This window comes from Polaribacter sp. HL-MS24, assembly GCF_032758595.1.
GTDB lineage: Bacteria > Bacteroidota > Bacteroidia > Flavobacteriales > Flavobacteriaceae > Polaribacter.
On the sequence record NZ_CP136415.1, the window covers coordinates 1,340,632 to 1,356,046 of the forward strand.

The following is a 15,415-nucleotide window of genomic DNA, read 5'->3' on the forward strand; positions in this document are numbered from 1 at the left end:
AGGATGTAGTTCTTCAGTCTAGGAGTTTAGGAAGTACATCCGGGTTTCTGTTTTTTAAAGGGATAAAAAATCATGAATTACGATATCAAAATACAACCTATAAACCAGCAAATCCATCTTCCAATTTTGGAAGAAAGAAAAGTAGCACTCTTTCTTAAAAGAGAAGATTTATTACATCCTTTTGTTTCGGGGAATAAATTCAGAAAATTAAAATACAATTTGGCTGCTGCAAAAAAACAGCAACAAAAAACCCTATTAACTTTTGGAGGCGCTTTTTCCAATCATATTGTTGCAACCGCAGTTGCGGCCAATTTAAACGGCTTTCATTCAATAGGAATTATCAGAGGGGATGAACTGGGGGAAGATCTCCAGAAAACACTTGAAAAGAACACTACCCTAAAAAGAGCGCATCAAAACGGAATGACCTTTGAGTTTGTTTCAAGATCCGCCTATCGAAATAAGAGTACTCCAGAGTTCATTGCGCTGTTAAAAGAAAGGTATGGTGATTTCTATCTCATCCCCGAAGGAGGTACTAATGAACTGGCGGTAAAAGGCTGTGAAGAAATTTTAACAACAGTAGATTTAAAATTCGATTATATTTGTAGTGCCATAGGAACAGGAGGAACTATTTCGGGATTGATCAATGCTGCAGCGGCACATCAAGAAGTAATTGGATTTCCAGCCTTAAAAGGGGATTTTTTACATACCGATATTCAAAAATTTACCTCTAAGGAAAATTGGCATCTAGAGACCGCTTATCATTTTGGAGGGTATGCAAAATATAATGAGGAATTGATTCGTTTTATCAATCAGTTTACAGCGGATCACAAAATTCTGTTAGATCCCATTTATACAGCAAAAATGCTGTTTGGAATTTTAGACCTAGTTGCAAAAGAGTATTTTCCAGAAAATAGTACAATTTTAGCCATTCACACCGGGGGATTGCAAGGAATCGAAGGGTTCAACCAGAAATTAAAACAGACACATCAAAAAATAAACCCAATCTAATGACAATAAGAATCCTTTTTATCTTCCTTTTTTCATTGCTATTTGTTAGTTGTGGTTCTAAAAAAACGGTTGTCAGAAAGCCCTCAAGAATTGTTGTTGTAGAACCTAAGCCTGAAAAAATTCCTTCAGTAAATCAAGCGAAACACATACGGAACCTTCAAAGGAGTTCTACAACTTTGAATACAGATGTACTTCAGTACATCAGGAAGTATGCACCGATTGCAGTCCATGAAATGCATACTTCAAAAATTCCTGCAAGTATCACTCTGGCACAAGGGATTTTAGAATCTGGAAGCGGGAAAAGTCTTTTGGCAAGGAAATCCAATAATCATTTTGGGATTAAATGTCACAAGAATTGGAAAGGAGAACGCGTCTATCACGATGATGATGAAAAAGGAGAATGTTTTCGGAAATACACCTATGTAGAAAGCTCTTATAAGGATCATTCCGCATTTTTAACACAAAGAAGACGTTATGCCTTTTTGTTTGATTATGGGACAAAAGATTATAAGAAATGGGCAAAAGGTCTCCGAAAGGCAGGGTATGCTACTGATAAAAAATATCCTCAAAAATTATTAAAACTCATTAAAACCTATCAATTATTTGAGTTTGATTCTTTTAAAAAGCGACATTTTAAAACGGCAAAACACAGTAAAAAATATTTGCCAAAAAAGAAAGAAACAAAAACCTATATTGTTAAAAAAGGAGATACTTTATATGCAATCTCTAAAAGGTTTGACATTTCTGTAGCAGCTCTAAAAGAGCAGAATAATTTAAAAAATAACGACTTAGAAATCGGAAAAAAACTAATTATAGAACACTAAAGATGACACTGATAAAACCTGTAAACGGAAAACACCCTCAAATACCTACCGATTGTTATGTGGCAGAAAATGCTACAATTGTTGGTGAAGTCTCTTTTGGAAAAGAGTGTTCGGTATGGTTTAACGCGGTCATTCGTGGAGATGTACATTTTATTCAGATTGGAAATAAAGTCAATATCCAAGATGGAGCAGTCATTCATGCTACCTTCCAAAAATCGCCAACAATAATTGGCAATAACGTTTCTATTGGTCACAATGCAATCGTACATGGATGTACCATACATGACAACGTCTTGGTTGGAATGGGGAGTATCATTATGGATGATTGTATTATAGAATCCAACTCCATTATCGCTGCAGGTGCTGTGGTTACTAAAAATACGAGAGTAGAAAGTGGCAGTGTATTCGCGGGAGTACCTGCGAAGAAAGTAAAAGAAGTTTCACAAGAATTGATTTCTGGAGAAATTGACCGAATTGCCAATAATTATGTCAAGTATTCTGGATGGTTTCAAGAATGATGTTTGTTTCATTCCTAGTTCATTTTGAAACCAAATAATGCATAAAAAAACCCGATTTCAAATTTGAAACCGAGTTTTACTTCAACCAATTTATTAAAATTAATTAGTCTCTCTTTTCTCTCCTTCTTTCTTTTGTAACTTTTTGATGCTTCCTTCTTTTCATTCTTTTGTGCTTTTTTTCTTTTGACATTTTCTTGAATTTTTCAAATTGTTCTTTCGTCAAAATCTCTTTCATCTTGTCTCTCATTCTAATTTGAGCATCCAAACGAGTATTTTCCATAGTAAAAATCTCGTCAGATGTTGGTTTTTTACTTCCTTTTCTAGCGTTCAAATGTGCTGTTTTTGTTTCGATTTGTTGTTGTATCAAGGGAGTGATTTCTTTTTGTTGCTGAGCGGTTAAGTCCAACGCCAAGGTCATTTTTTTAACCTTTAAAATTACTTGTTGTTCTGTCGTCATTTGTGGGCCTTTTGGACCTTTTTCTTTTTGAGCTTGTGCTGTAAGAGTTGCTGCAAAAACAAAGAATACAATAGTTGCTAATTTTTTCATGATGGTTTAATTTTTATATACTCCTTTTTGACCCTACATTTTTGAAAAGGTTTAAATTTGCAATGCTGTTTAACAATAGATTAACACCTTTACAATGAAAAGAATACTTTGGTTACTTGTTTTTATTCCATTTTTGTCCAATGCACAAGATAGCACTCGGGTAGATCTTCGCAACCCCTATGCAACCGTATATACCCACTTGTATTTTTTACAGGAAGATTCCTATGAACCCTCAAAATCAGCAAAAACTATTTTGGGTTTTTCTGAAGAAATGGCCATCGAAAAAGCCATAAAATTAAAGAAGATTTTAGACGGAAAGGGCTTGTATGTCGATTTTAACAAGATTTCTACAAACCCAAATTATAACGATACTATTGGTTATTCGGCTTCCTATAAATACCTTCTTTTCCCACAAAGAATGCCCGATATTTCTGTTGAAAAAGTAAATAATAATTGGTATTATTCTTCTGAAACGGTTTCTAAGATTGATAAAATTTACAAAGAAGTATTTCCTTGGTATGTAGAAGAATTACAGAAAATTGTCCCTGCTTCGGGTCATAAAAAAATATTTTCAATAGAACTTTGGCAATGGGTTGGAATCTTGGTCATGTTGATATTTGGGTATGTTCTTTTTTTAATTGCAAAAAAAATTGCGTTTTTGATTTTGAAAAAAATCCAACATCAAATCACACAGAAAACCAATTTAGAGCTCAACAAAGTATTGTTGAAATTGGCGCATCCTCTGAGTCTATTGTTGGTGTTTTCATTTTTCGATAAAATTTTCGCCTCTTTTCAATTTGGATTGGAAATCAATACCTGGGTTTTTAAAGTCATCAATATCGCCATTGTTGTTTTTTGGATATATGTGTTCTTAAAAATTGTACAAGTGGTCATGGAAATTTACAAGACATATACGGCTGGAACCCATGGGAGGTTGGATGATCAATTGGTGCCCATATTGAACAATTTTTTCACAGGGTTGGTCATGGTTATTGGAGTTTTCAGACTGTTGGCATTAGTCGGGGTAGATACCTCAACCATGCTTGCGGGAGCAACTATTGGAGGATTGGCATTTGCCTTGGCATCACAAGACACAGTAAAAAACTTGATCGGGACCATTATGATATTCTTAGACAAACCCTTCCATATAGAAGACTGGATTGAAGCGGGTGAAGTTGTTGGAACCGTAGAAAAAGTAGGCTTTCGTTCGACAAGTGTTCGAGCGGCAGATACTTCGGTATACCAAATCCCGAACAGCAAATTGTCAGAAATAGTAATCAATAACAAAGGGTTGCGATTGTTTCGACGATACCATACCAATTTGGGTTTGCGTTATGATACTCCACCAGAATTGATAGAAGCGTTTGTAAAAGGTGTGCGAGAAATTATTATTGCCCATCCAGAAACACGGTCTGATTCTTACAACGTAGAGTTTTCAGGCTTTGGTGATTCGGCATTACTCGTTATGGTCAATGTATATTTTAAGAGCTTGACATGGGGTATTGAGCAATCTTCAAAACACCGATTGCATATTGCGATTGTAAAGTTGGCAAAAGATTTAGGAGTAGATTTCGCATTCCCATCCACGACTGTAACCATCGAAAATTTCCCAGAGAAAAAGGGTTTGAGTCCAAAATACGATACCAATATGGAACGAATAAATGCGGTTATTGCAAAAACCGTTTCGGATTTTACAAGTGAAAACCCAAAGGAGTAGTTGCTTTATGAACTTTTAAATATTTGAAGCAAATAGGGTACTTTTTGCAATGACAAGTAACACTTTATACCATAGCAATAGCGTTGTGTTACCCCAGCCTCTAGCTCCCTTTATCGCAATTAGGCGGATAGCCCAAATTATTTTATTGAGTAAATAGTGCTCTTATGTGAAAACAGTTTATGATTTTAAAACCCTCCCTTTGAAAGACAAACCTTCAAAACCTGTTTTCATAAAATTACGGATGTTTTGGTGTGAAGTTCCATTTTCGTCTTCTAAAACACTTTGATAATGTTCTCCAAAACAGTGCAAGGTGGCTGCTTTGGTGAGATGCTGTAGCTCCGCAAAGGCAAATAATTTACAAGAACCGGTATTGCTGCCTATTTCGTTTATCAACTCTCCGTTGGTAAATGCTCTTGGTGTATAGTGGTAATTGCTATCAATCACTTCCATGGTTTCTGCAAAAGTAATGGATGTTGGTGTTGAGTGTAGTTTTTGTAAGAAGTTTTCGAGTGTCATTAGTCTAAATTATTGGTAGTGAATTTTATTTAAGCCTTCCTGTTCCCGTCCACAACGATTACAATCTCACCTTTTGGCGGTTTGTTTGTATAATGTGCAAGGACTTCAGTAGCAGTTCCTCTGATAGTTTCTTCAAACATTTTAGAGAGTTCTCTTGAGACTGAAACTTGTCTGTCAGCCCCAAAGTACTCCACAAAATGCCCTAAGGTTTTGACTAATTTATGAGGCGATTCATAAAAAATAATCGTTCTTGTTTCTTCTGCTAACAGTAAAAAACGAGTTTGCCTCCCCTTTTTAACAGGTAAAAACCCTTCAAAAACAAATTTGTCATTGGGCAATCCAGAATTGACCAAGGCAGGAACAAAGGCAGTGGCATAAGGCAAACAATCTACTTCAATTCGATTTTCTACACAGGCTCGCGTGAGCAAAAATCCAGGATCGGAAATGGCTGGAGTTCCAGCGTCAGAAATCAAAGCACAGGTTTCTCCAGCTTGAATGCGTTTTAAAATGCCTTCTATAGACTTGTGCTCATTGTGCATGTGATGACTGTGCATTTGTGTAGAAATCTCGTAGTGTTTTAAGAGTTTTCCACTGGTACGTGTGTCTTCTGCTAAAATAAAATCAACTTCTTTTAGAATGCGAATCGCTCTAAAGGTCATGTCCTCTAAATTCCCTATGGGTGTTGGAACTAAATATAGTTTACTCATTTTCGGTTTTTAGTTATCGTACGCAAGCTTCTACTTGAAGATGCATGACACACGTACCGACAAATTTACGAAGAAATGAACAGATTTTGGGTGACCGATTGCAGCAATTGTTTGAGTTCTCCTGCTTTTTGACAGGAAGCGAGTGCGAAAAGCGGGGCATTTCTCCATAGAAATGAACACCCAAAAGAGGATTATTCAATTGAAAATGTCTAATTTTGCAACTTAAATTTACAGAAATAATGTACAGAAGTCATTCTTGCGGCGAGTTAAGAGCATCGCATATCAATACTGAAGTGACCTTGGCAGGTTGGGTTCAGAAATCTCGTGACAAAGGGTTTATGGTTTGGGTAGATATACGAGACCGTTATGGAATTACGCAGCTTATTTTTGATGAAGCGAGAACTCCGATTGAAATGATCGAAATGGCTAAATCCTTAGGGAGAGAATTTGTAATACAAGTTACAGGAACGGTCATTGAACGTGAATCCAAAAACACAAAAATGGCAACGGGCGACGTGGAGGTTTTGGTTTCTAAATTGGAAATCTTAAACAAGTCTTTGACCCCACCTTTTACGATTGAAGATAAAACTGATGGAGGAGAAGACATCAGAATGAAATATAGATATATAGACATTCGAAGAAATCCTGTAAAAGACAGTTTGATCTTTCGTCATAAAGTTTCTATGGAGGTTCGTAAATACTTGTCTGATCAAGAATTTATTGAAGTTGAAACTCCCTACTTAATCAAATCTACACCCGAAGGTGCACGAGATTTTGTTGTGCCTTCTCGAATGAACGAAGGACAGTTTTATGCGTTGCCACAATCGCCACAAACCTTCAAACAATTATTGATGGTAGGAGGAATGGACAAGTATTTTCAGATTGTAAAATGCTTTAGAGATGAAGATTTACGTGCTGACAGACAACCCGAATTCACACAGATTGACTGCGAAATGGCCTTTGTAGAACAAGAAGATATTCTGAATATTTTTGAAGGCTTGACCCGACATTTGCTCAAAGAAATCAATGGTGTTGAAGTTAAAGAATTTCCAAGAATGCGCTATGATGATGCCATGAGGATTTATGGAAACGACAAACCAGACATCCGTTTTGGAATGGAGTTTGGCGAATTGAACGCCATTGCACAACACAGGGAGTTTTCCGTATTTAATTCAGCCGAATTGGTTGTTGGAATTGCCGTTCCTAGTGGAAATAGCTATACACGAAAAGAAATAGACAAACTTATTGATTGGGTACGAAGACCTCAAGTAGGGGCTTTGGGAATGGTGTATTGCCGCGTCAATGAGGACGGAAGCTTCAAATCTTCTGTAGATAAGTTTTACGATCAAGAAGATTTGGCGCTTTGGGCTCAAAAGACCAATGCAAAACCTGGAGATCTAATCTGTATTTTGTCTGGAGAAACTCATAAAGTAAGAGCGCAGTTATCTGCTTTAAGAATGGAATTGGCAACCCGTTTAGGACTGAGAGATCCAAAAGTGTTTGCACCATTATGGGTAATTGATTTTCCGTTGTTAGAATTGGATGAAGAAACAGGGCATTATCATGCCATGCACCATCCGTTTACTTCTCCAAAGCCAGGGCAACTGGAATTGTTAGATACACATCCAGGGGATGTAAAAGCAAATGCCTATGATTTGGTTTTAAATGGAAATGAAATTGGTGGGGGTTCTATTCGAATTCACGACAAACAAACACAGGCCTTAATGTTACGTCATTTAGGGTTTTCTGAGGAAGATGCCAAAGCTCAATTTGGATTCTTAATGGATGCCTTTGAATATGGAGCGCCTCCTCATGGTGGACTGGCTTTTGGACTGGATCGGTTGGTCGCAATTTTAGGTGGTCAAGAAACGATTCGTGATTTTATTGCTTTTCCAAAAAATAATTCTGGCCGAGATGTTATGATCGATGCACCCGCATTGATAGACCCAGCACAACTAAAAGAATTGAGTATTCAATTGGATATTCAAAAAAAATAAGGAGCAATTTTTGAAGCAAATAGCTTCATCTATTGTACGAAAATAAGAGCGTAGACCTTGCGGATTTCAAATCTGTGAGGTTTTTTTGACTTCCATATTCTTACGCTAATATTTGATTTTTTTAGTTGTACAAAAAAAACTTACATTTGATAAGATAATCTAAAACAAAATACATGGAAGTTTTTCTACTACTTATTGCAATTGTGTTCTTAATTTTGATTTATACGAAGCAAAGTTCTAATTTTAGTAAGTTAAAAAAGCACATCGACCAACTTAATGAAAGAATTGAAGTGTTCTCTGAAAAAACAATGACTTCAGCAACGACACCAACAAAGCAAGAAGTAGGAAAGCCAGAAGAACCCCTGATCCCTAAAGAAGTTCAAGTACCGACTCCTGTTGAAACTCCATTAGAGAAACATTCTGAAAAAATAGAAGAAAGCCCTGTCGTCTCATTTTCTGATGGTGCTTCAAAAACTTCAAAACCCATTCAAGAGAAAAAGGAAACGAAAATTCTTTTAGAAAAGCCTATAAAGAAGACCCCTAAAAAGTCCTTATTTGAACGCTTTAAAGAAAAAAACCCAGATTTAGAAAAGTTTATTGGTGAAAATTTAATCAACAAAATTGGGATTCTAATTTTAGTATTAGGAATCAGTTTTTTCGTAAAATATGCTATTGACAAAGATTGGATTACCGAATCGGCACGAGTGGGAATCGGTGTTTTATGTGGTGCTTTGGTGATGGCTATTGCCCATAAATTAAAGAAAAATTATGCCGCTTTCAGTTCTGTTTTAGTGGCTGGAGGTATCAGTATTTTATATTTTACCATCTATATTGCATTTCATGAATACCAGTTGTTTAGTCAAACAATTGCCTTTTCTATCATGGTATTGATCACTGTTTTTAGCACTTTGGTATCGGTCTCCTATAACCGACAAGAATTGGCTGTTTTGGCTTTGATTGGTGGTTTTGCAGTGCCTTTTATGGTGAGTACTGGAGAAGGAAATTATCGGGTGTTATTTAGTTATATTGCCATTTTAAATATCGGAATTTTAGGAGTTTCCTATTTCAGAAAGTGGAAGATTGCGACCATTTTAGCATTTGTATTTACATCCCTGTTATACGGTGTTTGGTTATTAACGAGAATTGACCAATCAGAATTTTCACATTCAGGGGCTTTAGTATTTGCAACACTCTTTTATTTTATTTTCAGCATTATCATTGTTTTGAACAACCTTCAAAACAAAGGGGAATTTTCAACTATAGAATACCTTATTTTAGTCGCAAACACGTTCTTTTTCTTTGGAATGGGAATGGCGATTTTACAAAGTTGGGATTCTAATTATACAGGCCTATTTACTTTACTGTTGGCCGTTTACAATTTGTGTTATGCCGCTATTTTATATAGAAAATTTGGGCTTGAGAGAAATGCAATTTATCTCCTAATTGGTTTGGCGTTGACCTTTGTTACGCTCACCATTCCGATTCAATTTGAAGGAAACCAAATTACGCTTTTCTGGGCAGCAGAAGCGGTCTTGTTGCTCTGGTTGTTTCAAAAATCAACCCTCAATGCATTTAAGACAGGTTCTATTGTGGTGCAAATCTTGGCAGTTTTTAGTTTGTTATTGGATTGGAAGTGGTATTCCTCCAATTCGGAAGAACTTTCTATTGTTTTAAATCCAGTATTTATTGCTGGTTTTGTGGTGCTGATCTCCTTGTTTTTATCCCATTGGTTTTTACAGAAAGAAAGCAATACAGAAGCCACTGATTCAAAACCAAAGAGCAACATGCACTCCACCATCGTTTTGATACTGGCAATTGTGATTTCCTATTTTACAGGAATTTTAGAAGTCCATTATCAAGCCACTCAAATTTTAGCAAATAATGCTTCAGCAATGTCTTTGTCCGTAGCATATCATTTTGTGTTTGTGAGTCTGTTATGGTATTTCAACTCTTTTTCTCAAAATACAAATTTCACCAAAGGGATCTTTGCATTAGGAATCGGTTCTGTCTTTTTCTATCTGCTTCGCTTTTATGCACTTCCAACAAATGAGCTTGTTGAAAACTCCATTAAAGAGCTCAATTCTCAGTATGCCTTTATAGTGCATTATCTTATTTTGGGATGCTTGGTCTACTTCGGATATCAGTTTGTTAGAAACACAACAAGTGTGTTTAAAATGCAGCCAAAGCGCCTGAAATTGCTCCCGTGGTTCTTTGTATTTGCTGTGGTATTCATTTTAAGCAATGAAATTACAGTACATAGTTTGTATTTTTCAAATAGTAGCCTAGATGTCAACGAAATTCTTGAGGGTGGTATTTATGATAGAAGCAATTTTGTGCATCAGCAAATAGCCTCAGCGAAAACACAAATCGTAAAAATTGGATATCCTATTCTTTGGGGAATATGTTCTTTTATATTTCTGATTATCGGTATTAGAAAAGAATGGAAAAATATTCGAATTATTGCATTGACATTGTTGGGGATTACGATTGTAAAACTATTTTTGTACGATATTAAAAATGTTTCAGAAACTGGAAAAATTATTGCCTTTATTCTATTGGGTGTTTTAGTTTTGGTAATTTCTTTTGTATATCAAAAAATTAAAAAATTAGTCGTGGATGAAACCACCGAAAGAAAGATTGAAGATGAAAAAAATTAGCCTTTTATTCGCATTTTTTACTGCTTTAGTAGGATTTAGTCAAGATTTTACGGGGAGAATTTCTCCTGTTTCGAAAGAAGGGCTGCACCGTTTACTTCTGGGACCAGAAATTCGATCTGCTGCTCAGGAAGCGCTCCATACGATCCGAATTGTGGATTCTCAAAATGTGGAAGTTCCCTATGTATTAATTTCCAATACAGACAAGCGCTTTTCTACCTTTCAACCAGTTTCGATTTTTTCTAAAAAAATGGTTAAAGACTCCATTACCTCTATTGTGATCAAAAACACAGCGGGTATTTTTCAAGAAAGGATTGCTTTACAAATAGCCAATACAAACAGTTCAAAAAATTATACGGTCTATGGCAGTAATGATCAACGCACTTGGTATGGATTGATCACAGAAGGTCAGCTGACGGGGTTGAATTCTCAAAATAGTACCACAGTTGAAAAATCAATTGATCTTCCATTGCATTCCTATCAATTCATAAAAATTAATTTTAAGGATCATCAAACACTTCCAATAAATATTTTGAATGTTGGAGTCTATAAAAGTTCTTTTTTCATCTCAAAGCCCATCGAAATAAGTGCTTTTAAACAAGAGGTGCTTCCTAAAACAAAGAACAAAAGCACTCGGATAAAATTTAGGGCACCAACAGCACACAAGGTCAATCAGATTTCGTTTGACATTCGGACTCAGTTTTTTTCTCGAAATGCCAGATTGTTGGTTCAGAGAACCCGAAAAATAAAAAAGCGTGAAGAAGTCATCGAAGTTGAGGTTGCTCAATTTCAGTTGCATTCAGAAAATGACAATACTTTTGTACTGTATAACTTGAATGAAAAGGAATTTGTTTTGGAAATTGACAATCAAGACAATCCACCCCTACAGATAGAAAGGGTTCGCTTGCTTCAGAAACCCATCTATTTGATTGCTCAGTTACAACCTCAACAAAACTATCAGCTACATATAGATCCAACTTTAAGTAAACCTTCTTATGATTTGGAAAATTTTATTTCTAGCAATACCAAAGTGATTGGCGATAGTACCGTAGATCGTTTCTCTAAAAGTTCAACTGAAAGTGAGGCCTTGCAGCCACTAGCATTTTGGCAAACTCCTCTTTTTATGTGGATTTGTATTGCCTTTGGTGTTATTTTTATTGGTTACTTTGCCTTCGGATTATTAAAGGAAATGAACAATGAAGATGCAGCCTAAGCAAGAATGTTTTGTAAATTTTAGAAAGCCGAATTAATAGGAAATGCCAACAAAATATAAAGTATTAAAGAAAATCCTCATCTGGAGGTATAAACATATTTCAGAAAGACAGTTCATTTATGTGTTGAGTGTCTTAGTGGGCCTATTGGCGGGTTTAGGAACCTATATTTTAAAAGATTTAACCTTTTTAATCGAAAGGTTGTTGCAGGGAAAGCTCATCAAAGAATATCAATATTCATTGTATTTTATTTTTCCAATCATTGGGTTGTTTTTAGTCTACCTCATCAAGAAGCTGGTCATTAAAAAAGAAATCGGTCATGGAATTTCTACCACCCTACATGCCATTTCAAAACGAAACGGAATGATAGAACGGTCTAAGATGTTTGCATCGCTACTTACTGCTCCTTTAACAGTAGGTTTTGGAGGATCTGCGGGGCTACAAGGGCCAGCTGTAAGTACAGGAGCTGCTTTGGGATCCAACATTGCACAACTGTTTCATATGAATGCTAAAACCAGAATGCTACTCATTGGTTGTGCCACTGCTGGTGCCATGTCTTCCATGTTTCAAGCACCGATTGCTGCCATTATTTTTGCGGTAGAAATTTTTAGTTTAGACCTTGCTTTTGCCTCTTTGGTGCCCCTGTTGTTGGCGTCTGTTGCTGCAGTAATTACCTCCTATTTTTTTGTGGGAACCGATGTGTTGTTTGGGTTTCAATTGGTAGATATTTTTCAAGTTCGTGACATTCCTTTTTATATCGTTTTGGCATTTTTAACTGGAATGGCCTCTGTGTATTTTTCTAAAATGTATTTTCAAATTACACGTTTTTTCGACTCATTCAAAAGCCCCTTCAAAAAGTTATTGATTGGCGGAGTTGCCATTGGAATCATGTTGTATTTTATTCCTCCATTATATGGGGAGGGCTATGGTTTGATGACCAATTTGTTGGAAGGAAACACTGCAAAAGCACTCAAAGACATTCCCTATAATATCGATTTACAAAATGTCTATATGGTGGTTGCAATGTTGCTAATCATTGCAATTTTTAAAGCCATAGCAATGACAACGACCTTTGCCGCTGGAGGTGTTGGAGGAATTTTTATCCCGACCTTGTTTATGGGTTCTGCCCTTGGAAATGCAATTGCAAAAATCATTAATCAGTTGGGCTTTTCGGTTTCAGAGTCCAATTTCACTCTAATTGGAATGACCGGTTTAATGGCAGGGGTTTTACACGCCCCCTTAACGGCCATTTTCTTAATCGCTGAAATCACAGGAGGGTACGAGCTTTTTGTGCCCTTAATGTTGGTGTCGGCCATTAGTTTTGCCTTTACAAAGTACTTTATATCAAATTCGATTTATACTGTAGAATTGGCAAAAAGAGGAGAGCTCATTACGCACAACAAGGATAAAAATGTTTTGATGATGATGCGAATTGATACCTTGATAGAAAAAAATTTCAAGCCCATTTCACCCGAAATGAGCTTGGGAGAAATGCTTAAGAAATCGGTAGCAAAATCACAAAGAAATATTTTTCCAGTGTTGGATCAAGAAAAACGATTTTTAGGAATTGTTTTGTTGGACGATATCCGTTCCATCATGTTTCATCAAAAAGAGTATGAAACTACCTTTGTTTCCGATTTCATGAAGTCTGCCCCAGAAATTATTTTCCATGACGACTCTGTAGAGGAGGTCATGAAGAAATTCAAGGAGAGCAATGCGTGGAATTTACCTGTGGTAAAAAATGAAAAATATGTTGGATTTATTTCAAAATCGAAATTGCTAACCGCTTATCGAAATAAGTTGATAGCAGTAACAACATAGGATTGCAGCTGATTGTAGAGAATTAGAGCGGGAACTCCTCAAACCCGAATAATTTCATTTTGGTTTCAGCATTCAATAAAGAAAGAACTTTTGTAAATTTGTAGGATGAAGTACCTTTTAAAAATAATGTTTATCATTTTTGTTGTTTGGATTGCTATTGGAATCTATTTGATACAGATGGAACACCCAAAAGCACACATTGTGATGGGGTTAGGGATTTTCTATTTTTCCTTTCTATTGATGCCAATTTTTATTTATCACAGATACAAAGATGGCAAGTACAAGAAATACATTTTAAACGATCAGAAACTTCGAGATGCCTTTCAAAAGCAAGGGAAAAACTAACTTCTTCTGAGTATATTCACTACGGAACTCATTTTTCTACAAGCCTTTTTGATCTTCACCAAAGAACAGTTGTGGGTTCGAAAACACGATTTCATAACCCTAGGGGTGCATTTTGGTAACATTAAGATTACTTGAAACTTCAAATGAAGGCGTATGTTTGCACTGTAATGTTAGCCTGATTGATAAAAAAGGAATTAAAAAAGAAGAATAGAAAGAAAAAGTACCCTTTGAGTTCGTTCAAAAAACCCCAATATCATATTGGGGTTTTTTGTATTGAAATAATAAGATTTGGTTTACTTTTGTAGCCTATGATAGATCAAAGAGAAGCAATCTCCGAAAAAGCCGTTTTAATTGGTGTTATTACTCAATTACAAGACGAAACAAAATCTGAAGAGTACCTAGATGAGCTAGAGTTTTTGACTGAAACTGCTGGAGGGCTTACTGTAAAACGCTTTGTTCAAAAGATGGAAAAACCCAACCCGAAAACATTTTTAGGAACTGGAAAATTGGATGAAGTGAAAAGCTATATTGAAGCACACGGAATCGGTACCGCTATTTTTGATGATGAACTGTCTCCTGCTCAATTAAGGAATATTGAAAAAATTCTAGATTGTAAAATTTTAGACAGAACCAATTTGATCTTAGACATTTTTGCACAAAGAGCACAAACTAGCTCTGCAAAAACTCAGGTTGAACTAGCACAGCACCAATATCTTTTACCTCGTTTAACAAGGCTTTGGACACACTTGGACAAGCAAAAAGGAGGAATTGGTTTGCGTGGACCTGGAGAAACAGAGATTGAAACAGACCGACGTATTATTCGAGACAAAATAGCCGTTCTTAAAAAGAAGTTGCTCACCATTGACAAACAGATGGCTGTGCAAAGAAAAAATCGTGGACAAATGGTTCGGGTTGCATTGGTAGGCTATACCAACGTTGGAAAATCGACTTTGATGAATGTTATTAGTAAAAGTGATGTTTTTGCAGAAAACAAATTATTTGCAACTTTAGACACTACGGTTCGGAAGGTCGTGATTAAAAACATTCCTTTTTTAATGACCGATACTGTTGGATTTATTCGAAAATTACCCACCCAATTGGTCGAATCGTTCAAGTCTACTTTAGACGAGGTTCGAGAAGCGGATCTCTTGTTGCATGTGGTTGATATTTCGCATCCCAATTTTGAAGATCATATCGCTTCAGTAAATGTTGTGTTGGCCGATATTAAGTGTGCAAACAAACCTACTGTAATGGTCTTTAATAAGATAGACGCTTTTGAACACGAAACGATTGATGCCGATGATTTGATTACCGAAAAAACGAAAGAACACTACACTTTAGAAGATTGGGAAAAGACCTGGATGAATGATTACGAGATCGAAAGCATTTTTATTTCTGCACTGAATAAAGACAATTTGGAGGATTTTAAAGAGAAAACCTACAATGAGGTCAAAAAGATTCACATTGAACGCTTTCCATACAATAACTTTTTATATGACGAATTTTCTGAGTAAATCGAATTCAGAAGCTACTCAGATCAACGTGATTTT

General features: G+C 36.0%; 13 protein-coding genes. 10 read left to right on the forward strand and 3 right to left on the reverse strand.

Going from position 1 to position 15,415, the window contains the following annotated elements; translation table 11 throughout:
- Window positions 1–72 precede the first annotated feature (72 nt).
- Genes RRF69_RS06340 through RRF69_RS06350 form a run of 3 tightly spaced genes read left to right on the forward strand, consistent with a single transcriptional unit; the run spans window position 73 to window position 2,350 of the window.
- Window positions 73–1,008, forward strand: coding sequence for a 1-aminocyclopropane-1-carboxylate deaminase/D-cysteine desulfhydrase (locus RRF69_RS06340; protein WP_316939003.1), 936 nt, complete (start codon window positions 73–75; stop codon window positions 1,006–1,008).
- Window positions 1,008–1,832 carry a glucosaminidase domain-containing protein gene (locus RRF69_RS06345; protein ID WP_316939004.1) on the forward strand — a complete coding sequence of 275 codons (825 nt, stop codon included), beginning with the start codon at window positions 1,008–1,010 and terminating at the stop codon, window positions 1,830–1,832. Before RRF69_RS06340 ends, RRF69_RS06345 begins: the two co-directional genes overlap by 1 nt.
- 2 nt (window positions 1,833–1,834) lie before the next feature.
- Entirely contained in the window at window positions 1,835–2,350 is a 516-nt protein-coding gene (locus RRF69_RS06350) for a gamma carbonic anhydrase family protein (protein ID WP_316939005.1), read from the forward strand.
- A 103-nt stretch (window positions 2,351–2,453) separates the two neighbouring features.
- On the opposite strand, the gene RRF69_RS06355 is transcribed toward RRF69_RS06350, so the two are convergent.
- Window positions 2,454–2,897 carry a hypothetical protein gene (locus tag RRF69_RS06355; protein ID WP_316939006.1) on the reverse strand — a complete coding sequence of 148 codons (444 nt, stop codon included), beginning with the start codon at window positions 2,895–2,897 and terminating at the stop codon, window positions 2,454–2,456.
- Window positions 2,898–2,991: 94 nt separating this feature from the next.
- Here RRF69_RS06355 and RRF69_RS06360 point away from each other — a divergent pair, with 94 nt between their 5' ends.
- The gene (locus RRF69_RS06360) at window positions 2,992–4,614 is read left to right on the forward strand and encodes a mechanosensitive ion channel family protein (RefSeq protein WP_316939007.1); all 1,623 of its coding nucleotides are present in this window, start codon (window positions 2,992–2,994) and stop codon (window positions 4,612–4,614) included.
- A 177-nt stretch (window positions 4,615–4,791) separates the two neighbouring features.
- Here the strand turns inward: RRF69_RS06360 and RRF69_RS06365 are convergent, their stop codons facing one another.
- The gene (locus tag RRF69_RS06365) at window positions 4,792–5,130 is read right to left on the reverse strand and encodes a HopJ type III effector protein (protein WP_316939008.1); all 339 of its coding nucleotides are present in this window, start codon (window positions 5,128–5,130) and stop codon (window positions 4,792–4,794) included.
- Window positions 5,131–5,159: 29 nt separating this feature from the next.
- Window positions 5,160–5,837: a 16S rRNA (cytidine(1402)-2'-O)-methyltransferase gene (rsmI, locus tag RRF69_RS06370; protein WP_316939009.1), complete on the reverse strand. Its 678-nt coding sequence runs from the start codon at window positions 5,835–5,837 to the stop codon at window positions 5,160–5,162.
- 239 nt (window positions 5,838–6,076) lie between these two features.
- Here rsmI and aspS point away from each other — a divergent pair, with 239 nt between their 5' ends.
- The 6 genes from aspS to hflX all read left to right on the forward strand — a co-directional run bounded on the left by aspS (window position 6,077) and on the right by hflX (window position 15,379).
- Window positions 6,077–7,834 carry an aspartate--tRNA ligase gene (gene aspS / locus RRF69_RS06375; protein WP_316939010.1) on the forward strand — a complete coding sequence of 586 codons (1,758 nt, stop codon included), beginning with the start codon at window positions 6,077–6,079 and terminating at the stop codon, window positions 7,832–7,834.
- 173 nt (window positions 7,835–8,007) lie between these two features.
- Window positions 8,008–10,491 carry a DUF2339 domain-containing protein gene (locus RRF69_RS06380; RefSeq protein ID WP_316939011.1) on the forward strand — a complete coding sequence of 828 codons (2,484 nt, stop codon included), beginning with the start codon at window positions 8,008–8,010 and terminating at the stop codon, window positions 10,489–10,491.
- Window positions 10,478–11,701 (forward strand): DUF3999 family protein, encoded by a 1,224-nt coding sequence (locus RRF69_RS06385; protein ID WP_316939012.1) that lies wholly within the window; start codon window positions 10,478–10,480, stop codon window positions 11,699–11,701. Before RRF69_RS06380 ends, RRF69_RS06385 begins: the two co-directional genes overlap by 14 nt.
- Window positions 11,702–11,744: 43 nt before the next feature.
- Entirely contained in the window at window positions 11,745–13,520 is a 1,776-nt protein-coding gene (locus RRF69_RS06390) for a chloride channel protein (RefSeq protein ID WP_316939013.1), read from the forward strand.
- 105 nt (window positions 13,521–13,625) lie between these two features.
- Complete coding sequence (locus RRF69_RS06395; protein WP_316939014.1) at window positions 13,626–13,865, forward strand: hypothetical protein; 240 nt, start codon at window positions 13,626–13,628, stop codon at window positions 13,863–13,865.
- Window positions 13,866–14,173: 308 nt separating this feature from the next.
- The gene (gene hflX / locus RRF69_RS06400; protein ID WP_316939015.1) at window positions 14,174–15,379 is read left to right on the forward strand and encodes a GTPase HflX; all 1,206 of its coding nucleotides are present in this window, start codon (window positions 14,174–14,176) and stop codon (window positions 15,377–15,379) included.
- The last annotated feature ends 36 nt before the right edge of the window (window positions 15,380–15,415 follow it).

Coding starts and splice junctions, on each gene's coding strand:
- RRF69_RS06340 (WP_316939003.1), top strand. CDS start 73: ATGAATTACGATATCAAAATACAACCTATAAACCAGCAAATCCATCTT.
- RRF69_RS06345 (WP_316939004.1), top strand. CDS start 1,008: ATGACAATAAGAATCCTTTTTATCTTCCTTTTTTCATTGCTATTTGTT.
- RRF69_RS06350 (WP_316939005.1), top strand. CDS start 1,835: ATGACACTGATAAAACCTGTAAACGGAAAACACCCTCAAATACCTACC.
- RRF69_RS06355 (WP_316939006.1), bottom strand. CDS start 2,897: ATGAAAAAATTAGCAACTATTGTATTCTTTGTTTTTGCAGCAACTCTT.
- RRF69_RS06360 (WP_316939007.1), top strand. CDS start 2,992: ATGAAAAGAATACTTTGGTTACTTGTTTTTATTCCATTTTTGTCCAAT.
- RRF69_RS06365 (WP_316939008.1), bottom strand. CDS start 5,130: ATGACACTCGAAAACTTCTTACAAAAACTACACTCAACACCAACATCC.
- rsmI (WP_316939009.1), bottom strand. CDS start 5,837: ATGAGTAAACTATATTTAGTTCCAACACCCATAGGGAATTTAGAGGAC.
- aspS (WP_316939010.1), top strand. CDS start 6,077: ATGTACAGAAGTCATTCTTGCGGCGAGTTAAGAGCATCGCATATCAAT.
- RRF69_RS06380 (WP_316939011.1), top strand. CDS start 8,008: ATGGAAGTTTTTCTACTACTTATTGCAATTGTGTTCTTAATTTTGATT.
- RRF69_RS06385 (WP_316939012.1), top strand. CDS start 10,478: ATGAAAAAAATTAGCCTTTTATTCGCATTTTTTACTGCTTTAGTAGGA.
- RRF69_RS06390 (WP_316939013.1), top strand. CDS start 11,745: ATGCCAACAAAATATAAAGTATTAAAGAAAATCCTCATCTGGAGGTAT.
- RRF69_RS06395 (WP_316939014.1), top strand. CDS start 13,626: ATGAAGTACCTTTTAAAAATAATGTTTATCATTTTTGTTGTTTGGATT.
- hflX (WP_316939015.1), top strand. CDS start 14,174: ATGATAGATCAAAGAGAAGCAATCTCCGAAAAAGCCGTTTTAATTGGT.